This window comes from Pseudomonas sp. NPDC089408, assembly GCF_044749445.1.
In the GTDB taxonomy this organism is placed as follows: domain Bacteria; phylum Pseudomonadota; class Gammaproteobacteria; order Pseudomonadales; family Pseudomonadaceae; genus Aquipseudomonas.
Genome location: NZ_JBIVHY010000003.1, coordinates 462,630 through 481,504, shown reverse-complemented (window position 1 = coordinate 481,504; position 18,875 = coordinate 462,630). Strand labels below are relative to the sequence as shown.

General features: G+C 63.4%; 20 protein-coding genes. 9 read left to right on the top strand and 11 right to left on the bottom strand.

From position 1 onward, the window contains the following. Window positions 1–56: 56 nt before the first annotated feature. Window positions 57–2,201, bottom strand: a complete 2,145-nt coding sequence (gene dinG, locus ACIP02_RS08030; protein ID WP_400614967.1) for an ATP-dependent DNA helicase DinG — start codon at window positions 2,199–2,201, stop codon at window positions 57–59. Window positions 2,202–2,299: 98 nt separating this feature from the next. Here dinG and ACIP02_RS08025 point away from each other — a divergent pair, with 98 nt between their 5' ends. Next, window positions 2,300–2,764 (top strand): CopD family protein, encoded by a 465-nt coding sequence (locus tag ACIP02_RS08025; RefSeq protein ID WP_400614964.1) that lies wholly within the window; start codon window positions 2,300–2,302, stop codon window positions 2,762–2,764. 177 nt (window positions 2,765–2,941) lie between these two features. Here ACIP02_RS08025 and ACIP02_RS08020 read toward each other — a convergent pair whose 3' ends face one another. From ACIP02_RS08020 to ACIP02_RS08005, 4 genes are all read right to left on the bottom strand, one after another. Further along, window positions 2,942–3,700, bottom strand: a complete 759-nt coding sequence (locus ACIP02_RS08020; RefSeq protein WP_400614961.1) for a collagen-like protein — start codon at window positions 3,698–3,700, stop codon at window positions 2,942–2,944. After that, window positions 3,693–3,968, bottom strand: coding sequence for a DUF1145 domain-containing protein (locus tag ACIP02_RS08015; RefSeq protein WP_400614959.1), 276 nt, complete (start codon window positions 3,966–3,968; stop codon window positions 3,693–3,695). Before ACIP02_RS08015 ends, ACIP02_RS08020 begins: the two co-directional genes overlap by 8 nt. A 97-nt stretch (window positions 3,969–4,065) precedes the next feature. Next, on the bottom strand, window positions 4,066–4,785 hold the full coding sequence (locus ACIP02_RS08010) for an OmpA family protein (RefSeq protein ID WP_400614957.1): 720 nt from the start codon (window positions 4,783–4,785) through the stop codon (window positions 4,066–4,068). A gap of 89 nt (window positions 4,786–4,874) precedes the next feature. Next, window positions 4,875–5,567, bottom strand: a complete 693-nt coding sequence (locus ACIP02_RS08005; protein ID WP_400614955.1) for an OmpA family protein — start codon at window positions 5,565–5,567, stop codon at window positions 4,875–4,877. A 158-nt stretch (window positions 5,568–5,725) separates the two neighbouring features. On the opposite strand from ACIP02_RS08005, the gene ACIP02_RS08000 reads away from it, so the two are divergent. Genes ACIP02_RS08000 through ACIP02_RS07985 form a run of 4 tightly spaced genes read left to right on the top strand, consistent with a single transcriptional unit; the run spans window position 5,726 to window position 7,389 of the window. Next, complete coding sequence (locus ACIP02_RS08000) at window positions 5,726–6,220, top strand: DUF6231 family protein (RefSeq protein WP_012273855.1); 495 nt, start codon at window positions 5,726–5,728, stop codon at window positions 6,218–6,220. Between the two features lie 2 nt (window positions 6,221–6,222). Further along, complete coding sequence (locus ACIP02_RS07995; RefSeq protein WP_400614951.1) at window positions 6,223–6,699, top strand: YchJ family protein; 477 nt, start codon at window positions 6,223–6,225, stop codon at window positions 6,697–6,699. Between the two features lie 2 nt (window positions 6,700–6,701). Further along, the gene (locus ACIP02_RS07990) at window positions 6,702–7,178 is read left to right on the top strand and encodes an LEA type 2 family protein (protein WP_400614949.1); all 477 of its coding nucleotides are present in this window, start codon (window positions 6,702–6,704) and stop codon (window positions 7,176–7,178) included. 7 nt (window positions 7,179–7,185) lie between these two features. After that, complete coding sequence (locus ACIP02_RS07985) at window positions 7,186–7,389, top strand: SEC-C metal-binding domain-containing protein (RefSeq protein ID WP_110679145.1); 204 nt, start codon at window positions 7,186–7,188, stop codon at window positions 7,387–7,389. A 252-nt stretch (window positions 7,390–7,641) separates the two neighbouring features. Here the strand turns inward: ACIP02_RS07985 and ACIP02_RS07980 are convergent, their stop codons facing one another. The 4 genes from ACIP02_RS07980 to ACIP02_RS07965 are packed head-to-tail and all read right to left on the bottom strand — an operon-like array spanning window position 7,642 to window position 11,238. Beyond that, a complete protein-coding gene (locus tag ACIP02_RS07980; RefSeq protein ID WP_400614945.1) occupies window positions 7,642–8,544 on the bottom strand; it encodes a pyridoxal-phosphate dependent enzyme in 903 nt (300 codons plus the stop codon). Next, a complete protein-coding gene (locus ACIP02_RS07975) occupies window positions 8,541–9,752 on the bottom strand; it encodes an MFS transporter (protein ID WP_400614942.1) in 1,212 nt (403 codons plus the stop codon). The genes ACIP02_RS07980 and ACIP02_RS07975 overlap by 4 nt, the downstream gene beginning before the upstream one ends. Continuing rightward, a complete protein-coding gene (locus ACIP02_RS07970; RefSeq protein WP_400614940.1) occupies window positions 9,749–10,537 on the bottom strand; it encodes an alanyl-tRNA editing protein in 789 nt (262 codons plus the stop codon). The genes ACIP02_RS07975 and ACIP02_RS07970 overlap by 4 nt, the downstream gene beginning before the upstream one ends. Beyond that, entirely contained in the window at window positions 10,534–11,238 is a 705-nt protein-coding gene (locus tag ACIP02_RS07965) for a serine O-acetyltransferase (protein ID WP_400614937.1), read from the bottom strand. The genes ACIP02_RS07970 and ACIP02_RS07965 overlap by 4 nt, the downstream gene beginning before the upstream one ends. A 179-nt stretch (window positions 11,239–11,417) precedes the next feature. Between ACIP02_RS07965 and ACIP02_RS07960 the strand changes: the two genes are divergently transcribed. Together ACIP02_RS07960 and ACIP02_RS07955 are read left to right on the top strand one after the other, a co-directional pair. Further along, window positions 11,418–12,758, top strand: a complete 1,341-nt coding sequence (locus tag ACIP02_RS07960; RefSeq protein ID WP_400614934.1) for a PLP-dependent aminotransferase family protein — start codon at window positions 11,418–11,420, stop codon at window positions 12,756–12,758. 103 nt (window positions 12,759–12,861) lie between these two features. Beyond that, window positions 12,862–15,303 carry a penicillin acylase family protein gene (locus ACIP02_RS07955; RefSeq protein WP_400614932.1) on the top strand — a complete coding sequence of 814 codons (2,442 nt, stop codon included), beginning with the start codon at window positions 12,862–12,864 and terminating at the stop codon, window positions 15,301–15,303. 44 nt (window positions 15,304–15,347) lie between these two features. Here the strand turns inward: ACIP02_RS07955 and ACIP02_RS07950 are convergent, their stop codons facing one another. Next, window positions 15,348–15,797: a type II toxin-antitoxin system HicB family antitoxin gene (locus ACIP02_RS07950; protein ID WP_400614930.1), complete on the bottom strand. Its 450-nt coding sequence runs from the start codon at window positions 15,795–15,797 to the stop codon at window positions 15,348–15,350. Beyond that, window positions 15,794–15,976, bottom strand: a complete 183-nt coding sequence (locus ACIP02_RS07945; RefSeq protein WP_400614928.1) for a type II toxin-antitoxin system HicA family toxin — start codon at window positions 15,974–15,976, stop codon at window positions 15,794–15,796. The genes ACIP02_RS07950 and ACIP02_RS07945 overlap by 4 nt, the downstream gene beginning before the upstream one ends. Before the next feature lie 207 nt (window positions 15,977–16,183). On the opposite strand from ACIP02_RS07945, the gene ACIP02_RS07940 reads away from it, so the two are divergent. Together ACIP02_RS07940 and ACIP02_RS07935 are read left to right on the top strand one after the other, a co-directional pair. Beyond that, the gene (locus ACIP02_RS07940; RefSeq protein WP_400614926.1) at window positions 16,184–17,200 is read left to right on the top strand and encodes a ligase-associated DNA damage response exonuclease; all 1,017 of its coding nucleotides are present in this window, start codon (window positions 16,184–16,186) and stop codon (window positions 17,198–17,200) included. Next, on the top strand, window positions 17,197–18,855 hold the full coding sequence (locus ACIP02_RS07935; RefSeq protein ID WP_400614924.1) for an ATP-dependent DNA ligase: 1,659 nt from the start codon (window positions 17,197–17,199) through the stop codon (window positions 18,853–18,855). The genes ACIP02_RS07940 and ACIP02_RS07935 overlap by 4 nt, the downstream gene beginning before the upstream one ends. Window positions 18,856–18,875: the final 20 nt, after the last annotated feature.

Genomic DNA, 18,875 nt, shown 5'->3' with positions numbered 1-18,875 from the left:
CCGTCATGGCCCAGGACTGAGTAAAGGACAACGCGCCGCAGCAAGTGCTCCGGCGGTCAGGAAATCTCCCGCCGGAACGGCGGCAGCGCATTGAGAATAGCCTTGCCGTAGCGCTGGGTGACCAGGCGCCGATCCAGCAAGGTGATGACGCCGCGATCCTGCTCGGTACGCAGCAGGCGGCCGCAGGCCTGGATCAACTTGAGCGAGGCGTCGGGCACGGCAATTTCCATGAACGGGTTGCCACCGCGCGCCTCGATCCACTCCGACAACGCCGCTTCGACCGGGTCGTCGGGTACGGAGAACGGAATCTTGGCGATGACCACGTGCTCACAGTACGCCCCCGGCAAGTCGACCCCTTCGGCAAAGCTGGCCAGGCCGAACAGCACGCTGTGCTGACCATCGTCGACCCGCGCCTTGTGCTTGTTCAGGGTTTCCTGCTTGGACAGGTTGCCCTGGATCAGCACCAGCTTGCGCCAGTCACGGTCCAGCCCATCGAACACGTCCTGCATCTGCTTGCGCGAAGAGAACAGCACCAGCGCGCCGCGGGCATCTTCGACGATATTCGGCAGCTCGCGGATGATCGCTGCCGTGTGCGCCGCCGCGTCGCGTGGGTCGGCCTGCAGGTCGGGGACCCGCAGCAGGCCGGCATCACCATGCACGAACGGGCTGGGCACCACGCAGGTAACCGCATCACGCGGCAGCCCGGAGCGCATGCGGAAGCGGTCGAACTTGCCCAGCGCAGTCAATGTCGCCGAGGTCACCAGCGCGCCATGGGCCACGCTCCACAGGCTTCGACGCAGCATTTCGGCAGCGAGGATGGGGCTGGCGTTGACTTCGATGTCGAACAGCGCACCACTTTCGGCCAGGGTCAGCCAGCGCGCCATTGGCGGGCTGTCTTCCGGGTCTTCGGCGGTAAAGGCCGTCCACAGCTCCCAGTTGCCCTGAGCACGTGTGACCAGGCTGCCGAACAGCGGGTACCACTCTTCGGCCTGGTGGCTGGCGATACCAATGCTGACCTCGCCGTCCATGCCTTCCTTGAGCAGGTCGGCCAAGCGGGTGAACAGGTCGTTGAGGCGGGCAAAGCCTTTTTTCAGCTCGATGCCCACTTCGCGGATCTGCTCCGGTACCACGCCACCCTCGAAGCGGTAACGCGGGCGCTCACGGCCTTCGGTATCCTCGCTGGGGCGGAAATCGGCCACCTGCTCGCACAGGGTGAACATGAACTGCTGCTGGGTGCGCACTTCACGCGCCAGCTCCGGCACCTGTTCGATGTACTTGCCCAGGTCACCGGGCAGCGGATGCTGGGCCAGCAGCTTGGTCAGGTTCTTGGCGGTCTGCTCCAGCCAGTCGGCGGTGGAGCGCAGGCGCGAATAATGGGCGAAATGGCCAATGGCCTTGTCCGGCAGGTGGTGGCCTTCGTCAAACACGTACATGGTGTCACGCGGGTCGGGTAAAACCGCACCACCGCCCAGGGCCAGGTCGGCCAGCACCATGTCGTGGTTGGTGACGATCACGTCGACCTTGCCCATGCCTTCGCGGGCCTTGTAGAACACGCACTGCTGGAAGTTGGGGCAGTGGCGGCCGGTGCACTGGCTGTGGTCGGTGGTCAGGCGGGCCCAGTCCTGGTCTTCCAGGGCTTCGGGCCAGCTGTCGCGGTCGCCGTCCCAGCGGTTGCCGGCAAGCTTCTCGATCATGCTGTTGAACAGCTTCTGGCTGCGCTCGTCGACTTCGATGTGGAAGCCTTCTTCCTCGAACAACTGGGCGGTGGCCGACTGGGCGTGGCCTTCCTGCAACAGGATGTCGAGCTTTGACAGGCACAAGTAGCGGCCACGGCCTTTGGCCAGGGCGAAGCTGAAATTCAGGCCGCTGTTGCGCATCAGGTCGGGCAGGTCCTTGATGACGATCTGCTCTTGCAGGGCCACGGTTGCGGTGGCGATCACCAGGCGCTTGCCGGCTGCCTTGGCGGCCGGGATCGCGGCCAGCGCGTAGGCGACCGTCTTGCCGGTACCGGTGCCCGCCTCCACCGCCACCACGGCAGGCTCGCCAGCACGGCGGCCTTCATCGTCGCAGGCGATGTCGCCAAGTACTTTGGCCACTTCGGCGATCATCAGGCGCTGGCCATAGCGCGGCTTGAGGCTCTTGGCTTCGAGAAAACGCGTATAGGCGCCCTGGATGGTGGCTTTGAGTTCGGTGCTGATCATGGTCTGCAAGCGCCCGGAGGGCTGGATATATTTTCAGTGTTTCGCATGGGGCGGCTATCATACCCCGCTATTGCCCTTTGTGCCGCATGGAGATCCGGATGCTCGCCTTTGCCCTGCCCTACACACTGCATGTTCTGGCCGCCCTGGTATGGGTCGGCGGTATGTTCTTCGCCTGGCTGGTGCTACGCCCGGCAACGGTTGCAGCCCTGGAAGGGCCTGCCCGCCTGCGCTTGTGGGTGGAAGTTTTCCGACGCTTCTTTGGCTGGGTCTGGCTGGCGGTGGCGATTTTGGCGATCAGTGGTATCGGCATGTTGCACATGCGCTTCAGCGGTTTCGAGACGGCGCCGAAGTATGTGCAGGTGATGATAGGTGGCGGGATCGCCATGTTTGCCTTGTTCATGCGCATTCAGGCGTTGCTGCTGCCGGAACTGAAAGCAGCGGTGCAGGCCGAGGACTGGCCGGCGGGTGCGGCCGTGCTGGGGCGGATTCGGCGGATGGTGGGGGTCAATTTGCTGCTGGGCGTGGCGGTGGTAGCCGTTGCCAGTTCGCGGCTGATGATCTGAGAGGTTTTACACTGTACTTGTAGGAGCGGCCTTGCCGGGGCGCCGGACCGGTCGGATGGGCTGCGCAGCAGCCCCGGCGGTTTATGCGTACTCACTGAAATCTGGGGCTGCTGCGCAGCCCATCCGACCGGTCCGGCGCCCCGGCAAGGCCGCTCCTACAAGGGATCGCGGTGAGGTTCAGAGGCGCTGCAGAATCAGCTCACCCGCTGCCCCCGCCAAGCCAGGCTGGCCTGGTTGCCCGGGCCGGCCATTGGCGCCAGCGCTGGTGCTGTACACCAGGCACCCCTTGCTCGCCCCGCCTTTACCGGCTTTACCCGCCGCCCCGGGTTTGCCCGGCGCACCGCCATCCAGGCGCACGACTATGCGTTCCTGCGCAAAGCCCTGCGGCAAGCTCAGGCGAACGCGCCCGCCCGGCGCACCATCATGCCCGTTGCCACCATCATCGCCATTGGCACCACGGCTGGCTTGGCCCCAAGTGCAGCCACCGGCTTCGCCGTTGCCACCATCGAGCCCCACGTAACCGGGTGCACCGGCGCCGCCACGGGCATCGATCACTACCCGCTCGGCATCCACTTCAGCCAGTTTCAGGTCCAGGCTGCGGCCGGAACGGGCTGCCCGCTGGTAGTTACCCGCCGCCCCCGTGGCACTGAACTCACTGCCCTCGCCCAACCGCGCGCTGCGTGCCTCGATCAGTAGCGGGGTCTCGGAAGGCGCAACAACGATGCGCGCATCACGCCCCAGCTCTAGCTGGTCGACCGTCAATTGCGCGAGCGACGCAGGCAGCATCAGGGTTGCTGCGTCAGCAACACGCAAATGCGTAAGGTGCACGCTGGCCGACTTGTCGGGCAGGCGCAACATGGAATTGGCGGCAACGTCCAGGCTCTCGGCCTGGGCAAAAGGGGCCGCCAACAAGGCCAACAACATCAGATTACGCATTTCGTGGCGCCTCCTGCGCACGGGGGATAGACATGACATGGAAGATACCCGTCAACAGGATCTGCAAGCGATCGAACCAGCGATGGCTGCGCCCGCGCAAGCTGGCGTTGAAGAACAGTACTTCAAGCAGATGCAGGCTTAGTAGAAAAATGCCAACGGCATTGATCAACAAATTGAAAGGCAACGGTTGTGGCATCAGCTGATTGAACAGCACCACACCCCAGAAAGCGACCGTCAGGACCTTGCCCAGGCCCAGGATGAACTTCATACCCCGCCCCCTAGATTGTTGTTATGTCGAGACGGCCCGAGCGAGCGGGCCGTGCGACCCACATTAACTGCAATGCCAAGGCAGGCGCCAGCACCGCTCAGTTGAGGTGCAGCTCCACCCGTCGGTTGCGCGCGCGGCCCTCTTCGGTTTCGTTGTCGGTGACCGGCTCGCTTTCGCCGCGCCCCTGGCTGGTGACCTTGCCCGGCTCCAGGCCCTGGCCGATCAGGTACTCGGCCACGCTACTGGCGCGGCGCTCGGAAAGCGCCTGGTTGTAACTGTCGGACCCGACGCTGTCGGTGTGCCCGATCACTTTGACCTTGGCGATTGTCGGTGAGTTGAGTTGCGCCACCAGGCCTTGCAGGCGCTGTTTGGCAGCGGCGGTCAGCTCGGCAGAATCGAAAGCAAACATCACCGCGCCGTTGTCATCAAGGATGATCACATCCGGCGAGGGCTCGGGAGCAGTGGCAGGTGCTGCCGCCGGGTACTCCTTCAGCGGGCAGCCCATGTGGTCGACCGCCGTGTTGGCGGGGGTATCGGGGCAGTAGTCGCGGCGATCAAAAATACCATCGCCATCTTTGTCACCGTCCTGGGCAAAGCAGATCAGCCCGCCGGCGACAGCGCCCAGGGCACCGCCCGCTGCAGCCCAGGTAGAACTTTCGATAGCGCCCAGGCCGCCACCGACCAAGCCGCCCAGCACGCTGCAAATGGGCCAGATCCTTTGGTTGAGGGGCGCGCTGCCATCGGTGTGCGTGGCGCAGCCCGTGAGCAGGCTGGCAGCGACCAACAGCGGCAGAGCCGCCTTCGACATCACACTCATGCTGAATGCTCCTGGGTCATTGGCCACAAACGGCGGACCGGCTTCAAAGCGCGCCCGTGCCACTGCTCAAGGCACGGGCATACGCCGTTTCAACGCTGGATCTTGATTTCGGTACGACGGTTCATGGCACGCCCTTCAGCCGTGGCATTGTCCGCTACCGGTTGGGTTTCACCGGCACCGACCACCGAAATGAAGCTACTGCGCGGGACCCCTTCCTCGACCAGGTAATCGGTCACCGAATGGGCACGGCGCTCGGACAGCTTCTGGTTGTAGCTGTCGGAGCCGACGCTGTCGGTATGGCCGCTGACGCTCAGGCGCGCAGATGGCGCTTCCTGTTTCAGGCGCGTGGCAATGGTATTGAGGCGTTCCTTGTCGCTGGCGGTCAGGCGCGCAGAGTCAAACTGGAAGTGCACATCGCGGATGACGATGACTTCTTCCTTCTGCACCACCACTTCCTCGACCACCGCAGGTGCTGGTGGCGGGCAGCCATCGGCATCAACCTGCACACCACGCGGCGTGCCAGGGCACTTGTCGCGGCTGTCCGGCACGCCATCGCCATCCTCGTCGCCATCACCATGGGCCCAGCAATAGCCCGCTGCCAGGCCACCGCCGAGCAACGCACCCCAGCCAGCCCAGCTGGAACTTTCGATGGCGCCCAGGGCGGCGCCGCCTACACCCCCGACGGCGGCACATTTCGGCCAGTCGGTTTTTTGCAAACCTGCACAACCAGTCAACACACTGGTGAGCAGTACCAGGGGTATCGCTGTGCGTACTATGCTCATTTCATTGCTTCTCCTAGGGGAATCGGCATATGGCCGATCTCTGGGAGTAAAGACCGCGCATTCCAATGCTGCCAGCAATAAGCCACGACGCGGTCACATGCCTCTTTGCCCGCACGCTGCGGCCCGCTAGTCTTGGACGACTTGAACGAGGATTGGCAATGACCGACGGTTTTTCCCAACGCACCCCACAGCAAGCCCTCGCAGCCTTGCTCGAGCGTTTTACTCCGCAACGCCTGCTGCTGGTGGGCACGCGCTTCCCGGCACTGGACGCCTTTGCCCAAGCGCACCCGCAAGTGACGATTGCAACGGCTGCCCCTGGCCCGCTGCCGGCAGAACTGGCAGCCCAGCGCTTTGACCTGGCGGTGCTGGTGGACTGCCTGGAGCACCTGCCCAAGCGCACTGGCCTTGAGTTGCTGGGCGGTATTCGCAACCTCAATGCCAGCCGGGTTGCCGTGCTGGCCGACCTGGCCGCGTGCGGCTGGCAGGACACCGACTTCTTCGCCCTGGCCCTGTCGGCCAGCGAGAAATTCTGCCGTGACCAGCAGGTCTTGAGCCTGTTCACCTATGATCTACATGATTACAAGCAGGTCCCGGACTGGCTCAATGCCCGGTTCTGGGCCAACCCTGAAAACTTTGGCAAGTACTGGTGGTAATGATGAGTGTCTCGGTCTGCCCTTGTGGCAGTGGCAACCTGCTTGACGCGTGCTGCGGGCATTACCATGCCGGTACCCCGGCACCGGATGCCCAGACGCTGATGCGCTCACGCTACAGTGCCTACGTGCTGGGCCTGGTCGACTATCTGGTGGCAACTACCCTGCCGGCCCAGCAAGCCGGCCTGGACCGCGCCGCCATGGCCGCCTGGAGTGCCCAGAGCACTTGGCTGGGCCTGGAAGTGGAAAGCGCCGAGGTGCTGGGTGGCCAACCGGAGCACGGTTTTGTCACCTTCACTGCGCGCTGGCACGACGCGGACGGTGACCACCAGCACCGCGAGCGCTCGGCGTTCGTGCAGCACGCCGGGCGCTGGTATTTCATCGACCCCACGGTCGGCCTGAAGGCCGGGCGCAACGACCCTTGCCCTTGCGCCAGCGGGCAGAAATTCAAGAAATGCTGCGCCAGCTACGTGGAGAACTGACCATGATCCAACGCGCCCGTCTGCTGCTACTCGGTACGCTGATGGCATGGTTGACGGGCTGCGCCAGCTGGGGCGGTGACGACTGGCGCGAACCTCAAGTGCACCTGGTCGAGGTCGAAACGGTCAAGGCCAGGCTGCTGCAGCAAGAATTCGTCCTGCACGTGCAGGTCGACAACCCCAATGACAGCCGCCTGTTCATCCGCAACCTGTCGTATGCCGTGCGCCTCAACGACCTGCTGCTGGTGCAGGATGAAGAGAGCCTTTGGCGCAGTGTGGGCGGGCACGCCCGGCGCACCTTCAAGATCACCGCGCGTACCAACCTGTGGCAGCACCTGAAACCACTGGCCAAGTTGCTCAAAAGCGGGGAACCGCTGCATTACACCCTGCAGGCCGAACTGGCGACCGGGTTGATCATTCATCGGGACCTGCACTTATCGCGCAGTGGTGAGATAATCCCCGGCGATCACTTCCCGGAGTAACCCTGCAATGTCCCAACAACCCCACGTTCATGGCCCTGACTGCAACCACGACCATGATCACCACCATGACCATGATCACGGCCATGTGCACGGCCCGCACTGCAACCACGGCCACCAGGAGCCGGTGCGTAACGCCCTGAAGGACGTTGGCCGTAACGACCCGTGCCCGTGCGGCAGCGAGAAAAAGTTCAAGAAGTGCCACGGCGCCTGATAGCTGCACACCTGGCCAGGATCTAGCTGGACCAATGTGGGAGCGGGCGAGCCCGCGAACACCGGCTATGCCGGTGCCATCCACCGCGTCGCATTCTTCGCGGGTAAACCCGCTCCCACAGGTTGGGTACAGGCCTCAGGCTGGCGCGGTCCCTGTGGGAGCGGCTTCAGCCGCGAACACCGGCCATGCCGGTGCCATCCACCGCGTCGCATGCTTCGCGGGCACGCCCGCTCCCACAGGGATTGCGCAGGGTTATGCAGCCTTGCGCCGGTTCGCCCCCAGCAAATCCTGGTACCACAGGCCGGCGTCATAGGCGATGGTTACCAGCGTGGTACCGGCATAACGCGGGTGCTGGGCCATGCGCTGGGCAACCGCGAGGCAGGCCGCAGCGGTGTTACCGACAAAAATGCCACTCTGCATGTAGAACCAGCGCTGCGCAGCCAGCATCTCCGGGTGTTGCACTTGCGCCCGCTCATCCACCAGCGACCAGTCCATGAACGGTGGGCACACGCCTACCGCCATGCCCTCAAAACGGTGATCGGTGAACACGCCAGCCCTCGAGTCACAGCCACTGGGGTCGACCAGCACCGTAGACACCTCGAAGCCATGGTCCTTCAGCCCCAAGGTGATCCCGGTGAAGCTGGCGCCCGTACCTGCGCAACCGACAAACAGGATCTCCTTGCCAGCCCCGGCATTGGTCAATTGCAGCGCCAACTCGCTGGCTGTCTGGTAACGGTGGGCCTCGATACCCACCGGGTTGTTGAACTGGTCGGTATAAAAGTATGACTTGCCCAGTGCAGCCTGGTTTTCCAGGTGGTGCATTACCACATCCTTGGGTGTGGCACCGGCCATCAGCATGTCCTTGCCGATCAACCGGGCACCAAAGCACTCCAGCAAATCCCGCTTGGTCTGGCTGAAGCTCAGCCCCACCGCCAGCTCTACGGCGACCTGGTACTTGTGGCAGGCCGCCAGCAAGCCGAAGCCGAAACTGCCACCGGTTTTTTCGATGACGGTTGTCACCCCGGGGATGATGTCGCCATTGCGCACTGCATGTTCGACGATGCGCCGGGCCGCCCGGTACTTGTGGCTGCCGCCCGGGTTGTTCATTTCCAGCTTGGTGTAGATGCGATCGCTGACACTGATGAGCTCGCTCATTTGCGGCCACCTTCAATTGAAGTCTGCAGCCAGGCCTTGTTCTGCAGCAGGCCGGCAGTGGCAAGCAGCAGCCCGATGCACAGGGCCATGCAGATGGCATTGGTACCGTCCCAACCGACCGTACTCAGCAACAGCGGGGGGCTGAACGCACCAATGGTGGCAAAGATGGCGATGCCCAGGTCGTTCTTGCCCTGCATCTGCATGGCTGCCGGGCTGTTCTGCAGCGACTGCGCCAGCAAGGCACCGCCACCGACATAGGTCAGGTTCCAACCCAGCCCGAGGGCAATCAGTGCCACGGTCATCATGGCGTAGCTGTGCGACCAGATATTCAGCGCCGAGCACCCGATCAACAGCGCCAGCCCCGCGCAGATGGTGGTCCTGATACCCAGCCGCTGGATAATCGCACCGGTGAAGAACGATGGGGCAAACATGGCGATCACATGCCACTGGATTGCCAGGCGCACGTCCGTGAAGTCCTCATGCATGTGTTTCATGTGCATCGAGGCCTGAATCATCAACAGGTTCATGATGCCGTAGCCCAGCGCCGCGACAGCCATTGCCACGATCACGCTCGGGCTTAGTGGCTCGGTACGGCTGGTGGCTGGCGTTGCTAAGCTGTTGGCCGCGCTTGCCCGGCTGGCATCGTTGGGCAGGCACAGGGCAATCAGCAACGACAGCAGCGCCAGGCCGACAAACGCGGCATAGCAGAGCGAGAACAGTGGGTAGCCACCAACGTCGCGCAACCACTCGGTGAGCGTCGGCCCGACCACGGCCGCAATGACGCCCCCGGCCACGACCAGCGAAAGGGCTTTGGGCTTCAGGGCCTGAGAAAGGTTGTCAGTAGCCGCGAAACGGTTGAAGTTGGCGAAGGCGATGTACACCCCCAACGCAGAATGGCTGAGCACCAGGGTTGCAAAATGCTGATGCTCCACCGCCAGAAAGCCGCTGACGCCAGACAACGCCAGGGGAATTGCGCCGAGCATGAAGGCTTTCTTGCGGCCGATGCGGCTCATCAACCTGGACACCGGATAGGTGGCCAGCATCAGGCACAGGAACTGGAAGCCGTAAGGCACCGTGGACCATGCGGCGTCGGGCGCCAGTGCGGCACCGACGATGGCAGCCATGGTCACCGACATGACCGCGGTGGTCAGGTTGATCGACTGTGCGGTGAAATACAGATACGTGCGCCGCGGCAGGGTACTGTTCATAGCGCGTGCTCGTGGTAAATGGTCAGGTCGATTTCGGCCTCGGGGAACACGCAAATCAGCCGTTCCTTGCCTTTGCCCAGGCGTTTGCGCTTGACGCTCAGGCGCCCGATGCGCCGAGGTGAATCGAGGTGCGTGCCACCGCACGGGATCTCGATGCCGTCGTAGGTCCACAAACGCGCGTCTTCCAGCCCCTCGACCGCGTAGTGCTCGATGGGCGCATCGCAGCCGATCAGTTCATTCGCCCGCCGCTCTATTTCAACCACCTCTTCAGCCGTGAAGGCGTCCTCGACCAGGAAGTCGAAACGTGCCGTGTCCTCCTTGATATGGCAGCCGATGGTCCATTGCTTAAGCTCTTCACGCAGCCCGACGGCAGCGGCATACAGGAAGTGGCTGGCACTGTGCGACAGCGTTAGCCGTTCACGCCGTTCAATATCGATGGTGACGCGGGCCGGCATGCCGACGGTGACTTCATCCAGCAGGTGCAGGTCATCCGGGTGCAGGCTGTGAATAATGATGCCGCCCAGTTTTCCGCCTTTGAAACCTTCCAGGCGAATGGGGCTACCGTAAAGTTTTTTTACCCAGACGAACCGCACGGTCCCGACAGGCAGTTCAATGGTACCGAAGTCTGCTTCCTGGCCGCCGCCTTCCGGGTAGGCCACGGTACTTTGCAACTCGATGCCGTCACTGTGCACCCGCGTTACTTGCGTATTGGCACCGGCCAGGTATTGGTCTTTGTAATACAGCTTCTCGGTATTTCGCAAAACTTCATAGTTCAGAGCGTTCATGATTCAAGTACCACCTGCAATGATGTTTTAACCTGCACCCGGGCGGCGGCAGGAACGTCTTTGGTTACAATGCAGCCCGGCCCGATAAAGGCGCCATCGCCGATGTGGATAGCGCCCAGCACACTGGCGAAAGCGCCGATCTGTACGCGGTTGCCAAGGGTCGGGTGCCGGGCGCTCGACGGGTTGTCGCTGATGCCGCGGGCGCCCAGGGTGACGCCGCCAAGCACGTAGCAATCGTCCCCGATGGTCGAGGTTTCACCAATGACGGTGCCCATGCCGTGATCGATGATGAAGCGCGCGCCGATACGGCTGCGGAAGTGGATTTCCGCACCCGAGAGCATCTTCCCGCGCCGGGAAACCATGGCCGCCAGGCATTGGCCGCCGGCGCCGTAAGTTGTAGCGCTGTTGTTGTAGATCCAGTGGGCAAGGCGGTAATGCAGAACCGCGGAATAAGAGGTATAGGTTCTGGCGATGAAGATCACGTCACGGCCCGCGGCCGGGTCCTTCATGGCAAATGCCAACAAATCGGCATGCGCCTGTTCAGTCACGGCTTCAATAATCGCTGTTTGTTTCAGCGTTTCGAATTCTTCAATTGAACAGCACTCCAGTAACGCAGAGGTCACAAGGTTTTTTACAACTTTGTATGACGCCAGTTCATCAGGCACAGGAAGCCTGGCAATGACGGCTGATTGCATGTCCATAGGTGCAGGGCTCGTTATCCAGTTGTCTGGTTTGCACAGACGCTAAAAGTGCTGCCTTGGCTGGCAGCCGAAAGTTCCGACAAGGGGATAGTGGCAGGTACTGGCCATTTGCAAACGAACAGTCGACAAGCATTTCCGTTAACTGTTAGGCTTTTTTTTCTAACGGTTTCGGACCTGCCATGACCACCTGCAGCCTTCATGACCTGTTGAAACAACGCCTCGATGCAGGGGAGTGGTTGCCTGGCCAGCGCATGCCCTCGATCCGCAAGCTGACCGCTGCCGTCGATTTCAGTTACCACGACGTGGTGTCGGCCTATGCCCAGCTGGTCAGTGAAGGCGTGTTGACCGCCTCACCCGGGCGCGGCTACTTCGTCGCCAATCGGGCACGCCAGACGAGCGTGATCCACGAGCCCGAGTGCATGGCCGGTGACCCGTTGTTCCGGCTGCTGCAGGGCGGCCAGCACTACACCAAGCTGGGCAGCGGCTGGCTGCCCCCGGCATGGCGAGATACCGAACTGCTGGCAAAGGCCATTCGGCGCACGGCGAGGCTGGAGCAAAGTTCGCTGGCAGAGTACGGCGATATCCAGGGCTACCTGCCCATGCGCAAACAGCTTTGCGTACACATGAAGCGGCTGACCCGGGTCGATGCCCGCCCCAACCAGTTGTTGACCACACTGGGCGCCACCCAAGGGTTGGACCTGGTTGCGCGGTTGTTGATCAAGCCTGGCGATCACGTGTTCGTCGACGAGCCGGGCAACGGCAACCTGATCAAGCTGATCCAGCTGGCCGGCGGCCACGTGGTCGGCATCCGGCGCACCCAGGACGGTCCGGACGTGGAAGAAATGCGCAGCTACCTGGCCAGGCACAAGGTCCGGGCGTTTTTCTGCAACAGCACCTTTCACAACCCGACCGGCAGCAACATCAGCCCACATAACGCCTTCAGCGTGCTGCGCCTGGCGGTTGAACACGAGTTCTACGTGGTCGAGGACGATGTGTATGGCGATTTCAGCCCGGCCGTGCGCCAGACCTTTGCCGAGCTGGACAACCTGGACCGGGTCATCTACATCGGCAGCTTCTCCAAATGCCTGTCGGCATCGTTGCGCGTGGGGTTCATCGCCTGCTCGCAAGACCTGATTGAACCGCTGACCCGCTTGAAACTGCTGACGTGCGTAGCCGTCCCGGCGTTCTGCGAGCGCTTCGTCAACACCATATTGTCGGATGGCACCTATGCGCGGCACATGAAGGATGTGCAGCAACGCCTGATTCGCCAGCAGGTGCAGACCCAGCGCTTGTTGCTGGAGCGCGGCTGGCAGTTCGAGATTGCGCCGCAGGGGGGCATGTTCCTATGGGTCTACCACCCGGACCTGCCCGACCTGCAACCTTTCATACGCAAACTGGAGCAACACAAGATCCTGCTGATGCCAGGTTCTGCATTTGCCGTCACCCGTGACTACCGGCGCTATGCACGTATCAACTGCACGCATTTTTCCGACACCCTGGCCGAGCATTTCGACGTTTGATCTGCCACAGGTAAATAAACCGACCTGAGACCTTGCATGGCGCCTGCGCGCTTACTACCTTAGCGCCTTTCCACACCAGCCTCGCCTTGCAGGAGCCCTTGTCATGGCCGCCGCCGCCTTTCCTCCCTTCCGCCTGCGGTTCGCAACCGCTGCTACGCTGCTCGGCATGCTCGGGCTGGCCGGCTGCCAGACGGGCGGCTACCAGGACAGCGTGCCACCGACCAGCGGCGTACAGCCGCTCAAGGGCCTGGCGCAGAACGTTTCGGTACGGCGCAACGCCATGGGGGCACCGCTGATCGAAAGCAGCAGCTTCCATGACGCGCTGTTCAGCCTGGGCTATGTGCACGCCGGTGACCGCATCGAGCAGATGCTTGCCATGCGCCTGCTGGCCCAGGGCCGCCTGGCCGAGCTGGCCGGCAGCGAGGCGCTGGACATCGACCGCCTGATGCGTGCCGCCAACCTCAAGCAGAGCGCCGCCCAGCAGTACGCCGATGCCTCGCCACGGCTCAAGCGCTTCTTTGAAGTGTATGCGCGCGGCGTCAACGCCTACCTGTTCCGCTACCGCGACAAGTTGCCAGCCGGCCTGGCCAACAGCGGCTATCGCCCGGAGTACTGGAAGCCTGAAGACTCGGCGCTGATCTTCTGCCTGTATGCGTTCAGCCAGTCGGTGAACCTGCAGGAAGAACTCAGTGCCCTGACCCTGGCGCAGCAAGCCGGCAGCGACAAACTGGCCTGGCTGCTGCCCGGCGCGCCGGATAAGCCGTTGGCCGAAAGCGAGGTGGACAAGCTCAAGGGCCTGAACCTGGCCAACCAGTTGCCTGGGCTGCCCGCCCTGGCCGCCGCCAGCCAGAAACTGGCCGACCTCAACCTGCTCGGCAGCCCGGGCTCGGCCAACCTGGCCCTCGGCCCACAGCGCAGCCGCAGCGGCAAGAGCCTGCTGGCCAGCGACAGCCGTGCAGCCTGGGCCCTGAGCCCGGTACAGATCCATACCAGCAAGTACCAGGTCGCCGGCCTGTCGTTGCCCGGCCTGCCGATTGTGCTGGCCGGTTACAACGGCAAGCTGGCCTGGAGCAGCAGCGCGGTCATGGCCGACAACCAGGACGTGTTCCTCGAACAACTGCGCCGCCAGGGCAGCCAGCTGAGCTACCTGGCAGACGGTAAATGGCTGCCGGCCCGCGCCCGCAGCGAAACCTTCTTCGTGCGTGGCCAGCGGCCGCTGCGCGAAGTGATGTATGACACTCGCCACGGCACCCTGTTGCCCCAGCCCGACAATGCCAGCCTGGGCCTGGCCCTGAACCTGCCGCAGTTCAAAGGCGACCGCAGTCTGGATGCACTGTTTGACCTGACCCGCGCCAGTAACCTGGAGCGGGCCTTCGACAGTACCCGTGAAGTGACCGCCGCCGCCCTCAATTTCGTGTTCGCCGAGCCCGAACACATCGGCTGGCAAGTCAGTGGCCGCTACCCTAACCGCCGCGAAGGCCAGGGCTTGCTGCCCTCGCCGGGTTGGGACGGGCGCTACGACTGGGACGGCTATGCCGACCCGATGCTGCACCCGTACGACCAGGACCCGAGCGCCGGCTGGATCGGCCATGCCAACCAGCGCAGCCAGCCACGTGGCTATGGCATGCAGCTGTCTAGCACCTGGTACTACCCCGAGCGCGCCGAACGCCTGGCCCAGCTGGCCGGCAATGGCCGCCACGACAGCCGTAGCCTGATGGCCCTGCAGAACGACCAGGTAACCCTGCTGGCCGACAAGCTCAAGCAGATGTTCGACGCCCCTGGCATGGCCCAGCCGCTAAAGCAGGCGATCGACGCCCTGCCTGGCGCACAGCGCGACAAGGCCCGCGACACACTGGCCCGGCTCAAGTCTTTCGATGGCCGCCTGAGCCCGGTGTCGGCAGATGCCGCACTGTACGCCCTGTTCTTGCAGGAAGTGGCACGGCAGACCTTCCTCGATGACCTGGGCCCGGAGTCCGGCCCAGCCTGGCAGGCCTTTGTCAGCAATGCGCGGTTGTCGTTCTCGGCCCAGGCTGATCACCTGCTGGGGCGCGATGACAGCCCGTTCTGGGATGACCGCAACACCCCGCAGAAAGAAGACAAGCCGGCTATCCTAGCCCGCAGCCTGGCGGGGGCAGTGGATGCTGGCACCGCACAACTGGGCGCCGACCGCCGCGCCTGGCAGTGGGGCAAACTGCACCAGTACCGCTGGCCGGCACCGGCCTACCATGGCCTGGGCGATGCCCTCAGCCGAGCGCCGCTGGCCGCAGGTGGTGACTTCACCACCCTGGCACTGACGCCGTACGCCTGGGGCAGCGACTTCGACACCCGCCTGCCGGCCTCGGCGCGGATGATCGTCGACTTCGGCCAGGCCGAACCGCTGCAGGTCCTGACCAGCAGCGGCCAGTCCGGCAACCCGGCCAGCGCGCATTACAGCGACGGGCTGGATGCCTGGTTCAAGGGGCGCTTCATGAGCCTGCCGCTGCAGCAGCAGAACTTTGGGCGGGCGTATGGCAACCAACGGTTGACCTTGGTGCCGGGCAAGTAAGCTTGTACGCCAAAGCCGTCAGCCTCGGCGGCTTTGGCCTTGCACTAAACGGCTACGACCGAAAGCTCGATCCGCTGCCCCAACACATGCAACGCATGTTCAACCTGCTCGATCTTGGACCGATGCAACAAGTCGACCAGACGATCAACCTGAGGGCGATTGACCCCTAGACGGCGTGCCATCTCGGTCTTGCTGATTTTCTGTGCAAGCATCGTATTCCACAACGCTGCCTTCGCTGCCGTCAGCGCTGGTAGGCGTACGACAGGTTGGCCTGCCTTTGGAGAGGCAGGTAACGGGATAGCCTGCTTTTGATCCACGTAGAACGAAAGCGCGGACTCCAAGGCATCCACAGCATCGAACAGGGCTTCCTCTGACGTATCACCCGCACAGGCCATCTCAGGGACATCGGGGCAACCCACCCAGACGCTGCCCTCCTCCTGATGAACGACCACCGGATACTCGAATACCATTACGTGCTCCTCTGAACCGTTCATGCTTTCAACCCCAGATCTTTCAGGATCTTCAGCCTCAGGCCTTCGCTAATTTCCTTCGCGCCGTGATCCGGGAAAATCGTCTGGCGATTGCCGAGGTAAACCTTGAAATGACTACCCTTGGCAGCCACGAACGTAGCGCCTTGGCCGCGTAGCCATCGGCGAAACTCACTGTATTTCATGCCTGCCTTCGTCGACTTAATGTGCATCACGCGCCAGAAGATCGCAACATTTTTGTTGCATCACTTCGACCTGAGCTCACAGTTAACCGCAAAAGCCGTTTCGCCATTTCTGAACAGCCCTTAGTCCATTTCCCTTGATAAACCGTTCGAACTCCCGGGACAGTTCCGTGCTCCTATCAAGTACTCTCGGCAACCAGCGCCCATGCCATGGACCTCGTGATCGCCCGCCCCGAAGGGCTCTATTGCCCCCCCGGTGATTTCTATATCGACCCGTGGCGCCCCGTGGACCGCGCCGTGATCACCCATGGCCACGGCGACCACGCCCGCACCGGCAACGGCCATTACCTGACCGCCAGCCCCGGTGCCGGCATCCTGCGCAGCCGCCTGGGCCAGGACATTGCTTTGCAGACCCTGCCCTACGGCGAACGCCTGCTGCACCACGGCGTCACCCTGAGCCTGCACCCGGCCGGGCATGTACTGGGCTCGGCGCAAGTGCGCCTGGAGTACCAGGGTGAAGTGTGGGTCGCCTCTGGTGACTACAAGGTAGAGCCCGATGGCACCTGTACGCCCTTTGAACCGGTGCCGTGCCACACCTTCATTACCGAGTCGACCTTCGGCCTGCCGATCTACCGCTGGCCCAGCCAAAGCGAAATCTTTGCCGGTATCAATGCCTGGTGGCGGGCCAACTGCGAGCAGGGCAAAGCCAGCGTCTTGTTCTGTTATGCCTTCGGCAAGGCACAGCGCATTCTGCACGGGCTGGATGCCAGCATCGGCCCGATACTGGTGCACGGCGCCGTCGAGCCGCTTAACCGGGTTTACCGGGATGCCGGGGTCTACCTGCCGGAAACCCGCTATGCCGGCGATATCCCCCGCAACGACCCCTTGCTGCGCCAGGCGCTGGTGCTGGCCCCGCCGTCGGCTGGCGGCAGTAGCTGGATGCGCCGCTTTGGCGATTACAGCGATGCCTTTGCCAGTGGCTGGATGCTGCTGCGCGGCACCCGCCGACGCCGTGGTGTGGACCGGGGCTTCGTGCTTTCCGACCACGCCGACTGGCCCGGCTTGCTGTGGGCCATCGGCCAGACCGGCGCCGAGCGGGTGATGGTCACCCACGGTTCAGTCAACGTGCTGGTGCGCTACCTCAACGAACAAGGCCTGGATGCCCGCGCCTTCGTCACCGAGTACGGTGAGGAGGACGATGTGCCAAACACCGAGCCGTCATCATGAAAGCCTTCGCCGCGTTGTACCTGCGCCTGGATGCGACCACCTCCAGCAACACTAAGCTGGAAGCGCTGCGCGATTACTTCAGCACAGCCCCCGCCGAAGATGCCGCCTGGGCGGTGTACTTCCTGGCCGGCGGCCGCCCGCGTCAACTGGTCCCCACGCGCCTTTTGCGCGAACTGGCCACGGCCTTGGCCAGCCTGCCGGACTGGCTGTTCGAGGAAAGCTACCAGGCCGTGGGCGACCTGGCCGAGACCATTTCGCTGCTGCTGCCGCTGCACGCCGCGGGCAGCGAAGAGGGCTTGGCCATCTGGGTTGAACAGCACCTGCTGCCCTTGCGCGGGCTGCCGCCCGAGCAGATCCAGCAGCGCCTGCCGGCGCTCTGGGCGCAGCTGGACCGGCCCAGCCTGATGCTGTGCCTGAAGCTGATTACCGGCAGCTTTCGCGTGGGCGTGTCCAAGTTGCTGGTTACCCGCGCCTTGGCACAACTGGCCGGGCTGGACGTCAAACGCGTGGCCCAGCGCCTGGTAGGCTACACCGATATCAGCCATCGCCCCACAGCCACCAGTTACCAGAAGCTGATCGCCGCGGAATCCGCCGATGAGCACAGCCAGCGCGGCGGCCAGCCCTACCCCTTCTTCCTGGCCCACCCACTGCAGGCGCCAAGCGAGCAGTTCGATGCCTTGCTCGGGCCGCCAAGTGACTGGCAGATCGAATGGAAGTGGGACGGCATTCGCGCCCAGGTGGTCAAGCGAGAAGGCCAGCTATGGGTGTGGTCGCGTGGCGAGGAACTGGTGACTGACCGCTTCCCCGAGCTGCACAGCCTGGCGCAAACCTTGCCCGATGGTGTGGTGCTCGACGGGGAAATTCTGGTGTGGAAGCCAGGGAATGCAGGTGCTGAACTGGCCGTACAGCCGTTTGCCTTGCTGCAGCAACGTATTGGGCGCAAAACGCTGGGCAAAAAACTGTTGAACGATGCGCCGGTGGTGCTGCAGGCCTACGACCTGCTGGAGTGGCAAGGCGAGGACTGGCGCAGCCGACCTCAGCACGAACGCCGCAGCCAACTGGAACGCCTGCTGGATGAGCACCCGCAGGCCCCGGTACTGCTATCGCCGCTGCTCGATGGCCCGGACTGGGCCGACCTTGCCCGCCAGCGCGAGCAGTCGCGCAGCCTGGGCGTCGAAGGCCTGATGCTGAAGCAGCGCGAAGCCCTGTACGGCGTGGGCCGCACCAAAGACATGGGCACCTGGTGGAAATGGAAGATCGACCCGTTCAGCGTCGATGCCGTGCTGATCTATGCCCAACGTGGCCACGGCCGCAGGGCCAGCCTGTACAGCGACTACACCTTCGCCGTGTGGGATGCGCCGGCCGGCACGCCGGGGCGGGCCCTGGTGCCCTTTGCCAAAGCCTATTCCGGGCTCAGTGACGAAGAAATGCGCAAGGTCGACAGCATTATCCGCAAGACCACGGTAGAAACCTTCGGCCCGGTGCGCAGCGTGACACCCACGCTGGTGTTCGAGCTGGGCTTCGAAGGGATCGCCCTGTCGCGCCGTCACAAGAGCGGTATTGCCGTGCGCTTTCCGCGCATGTTGCGCTGGCGGCTGGACAAGCCAGTAGAAGAGGCGGATGACCTGGCGACCCTGCAAGCATTGCTGGCCTGACACAACTCGGTGCCCAGGAA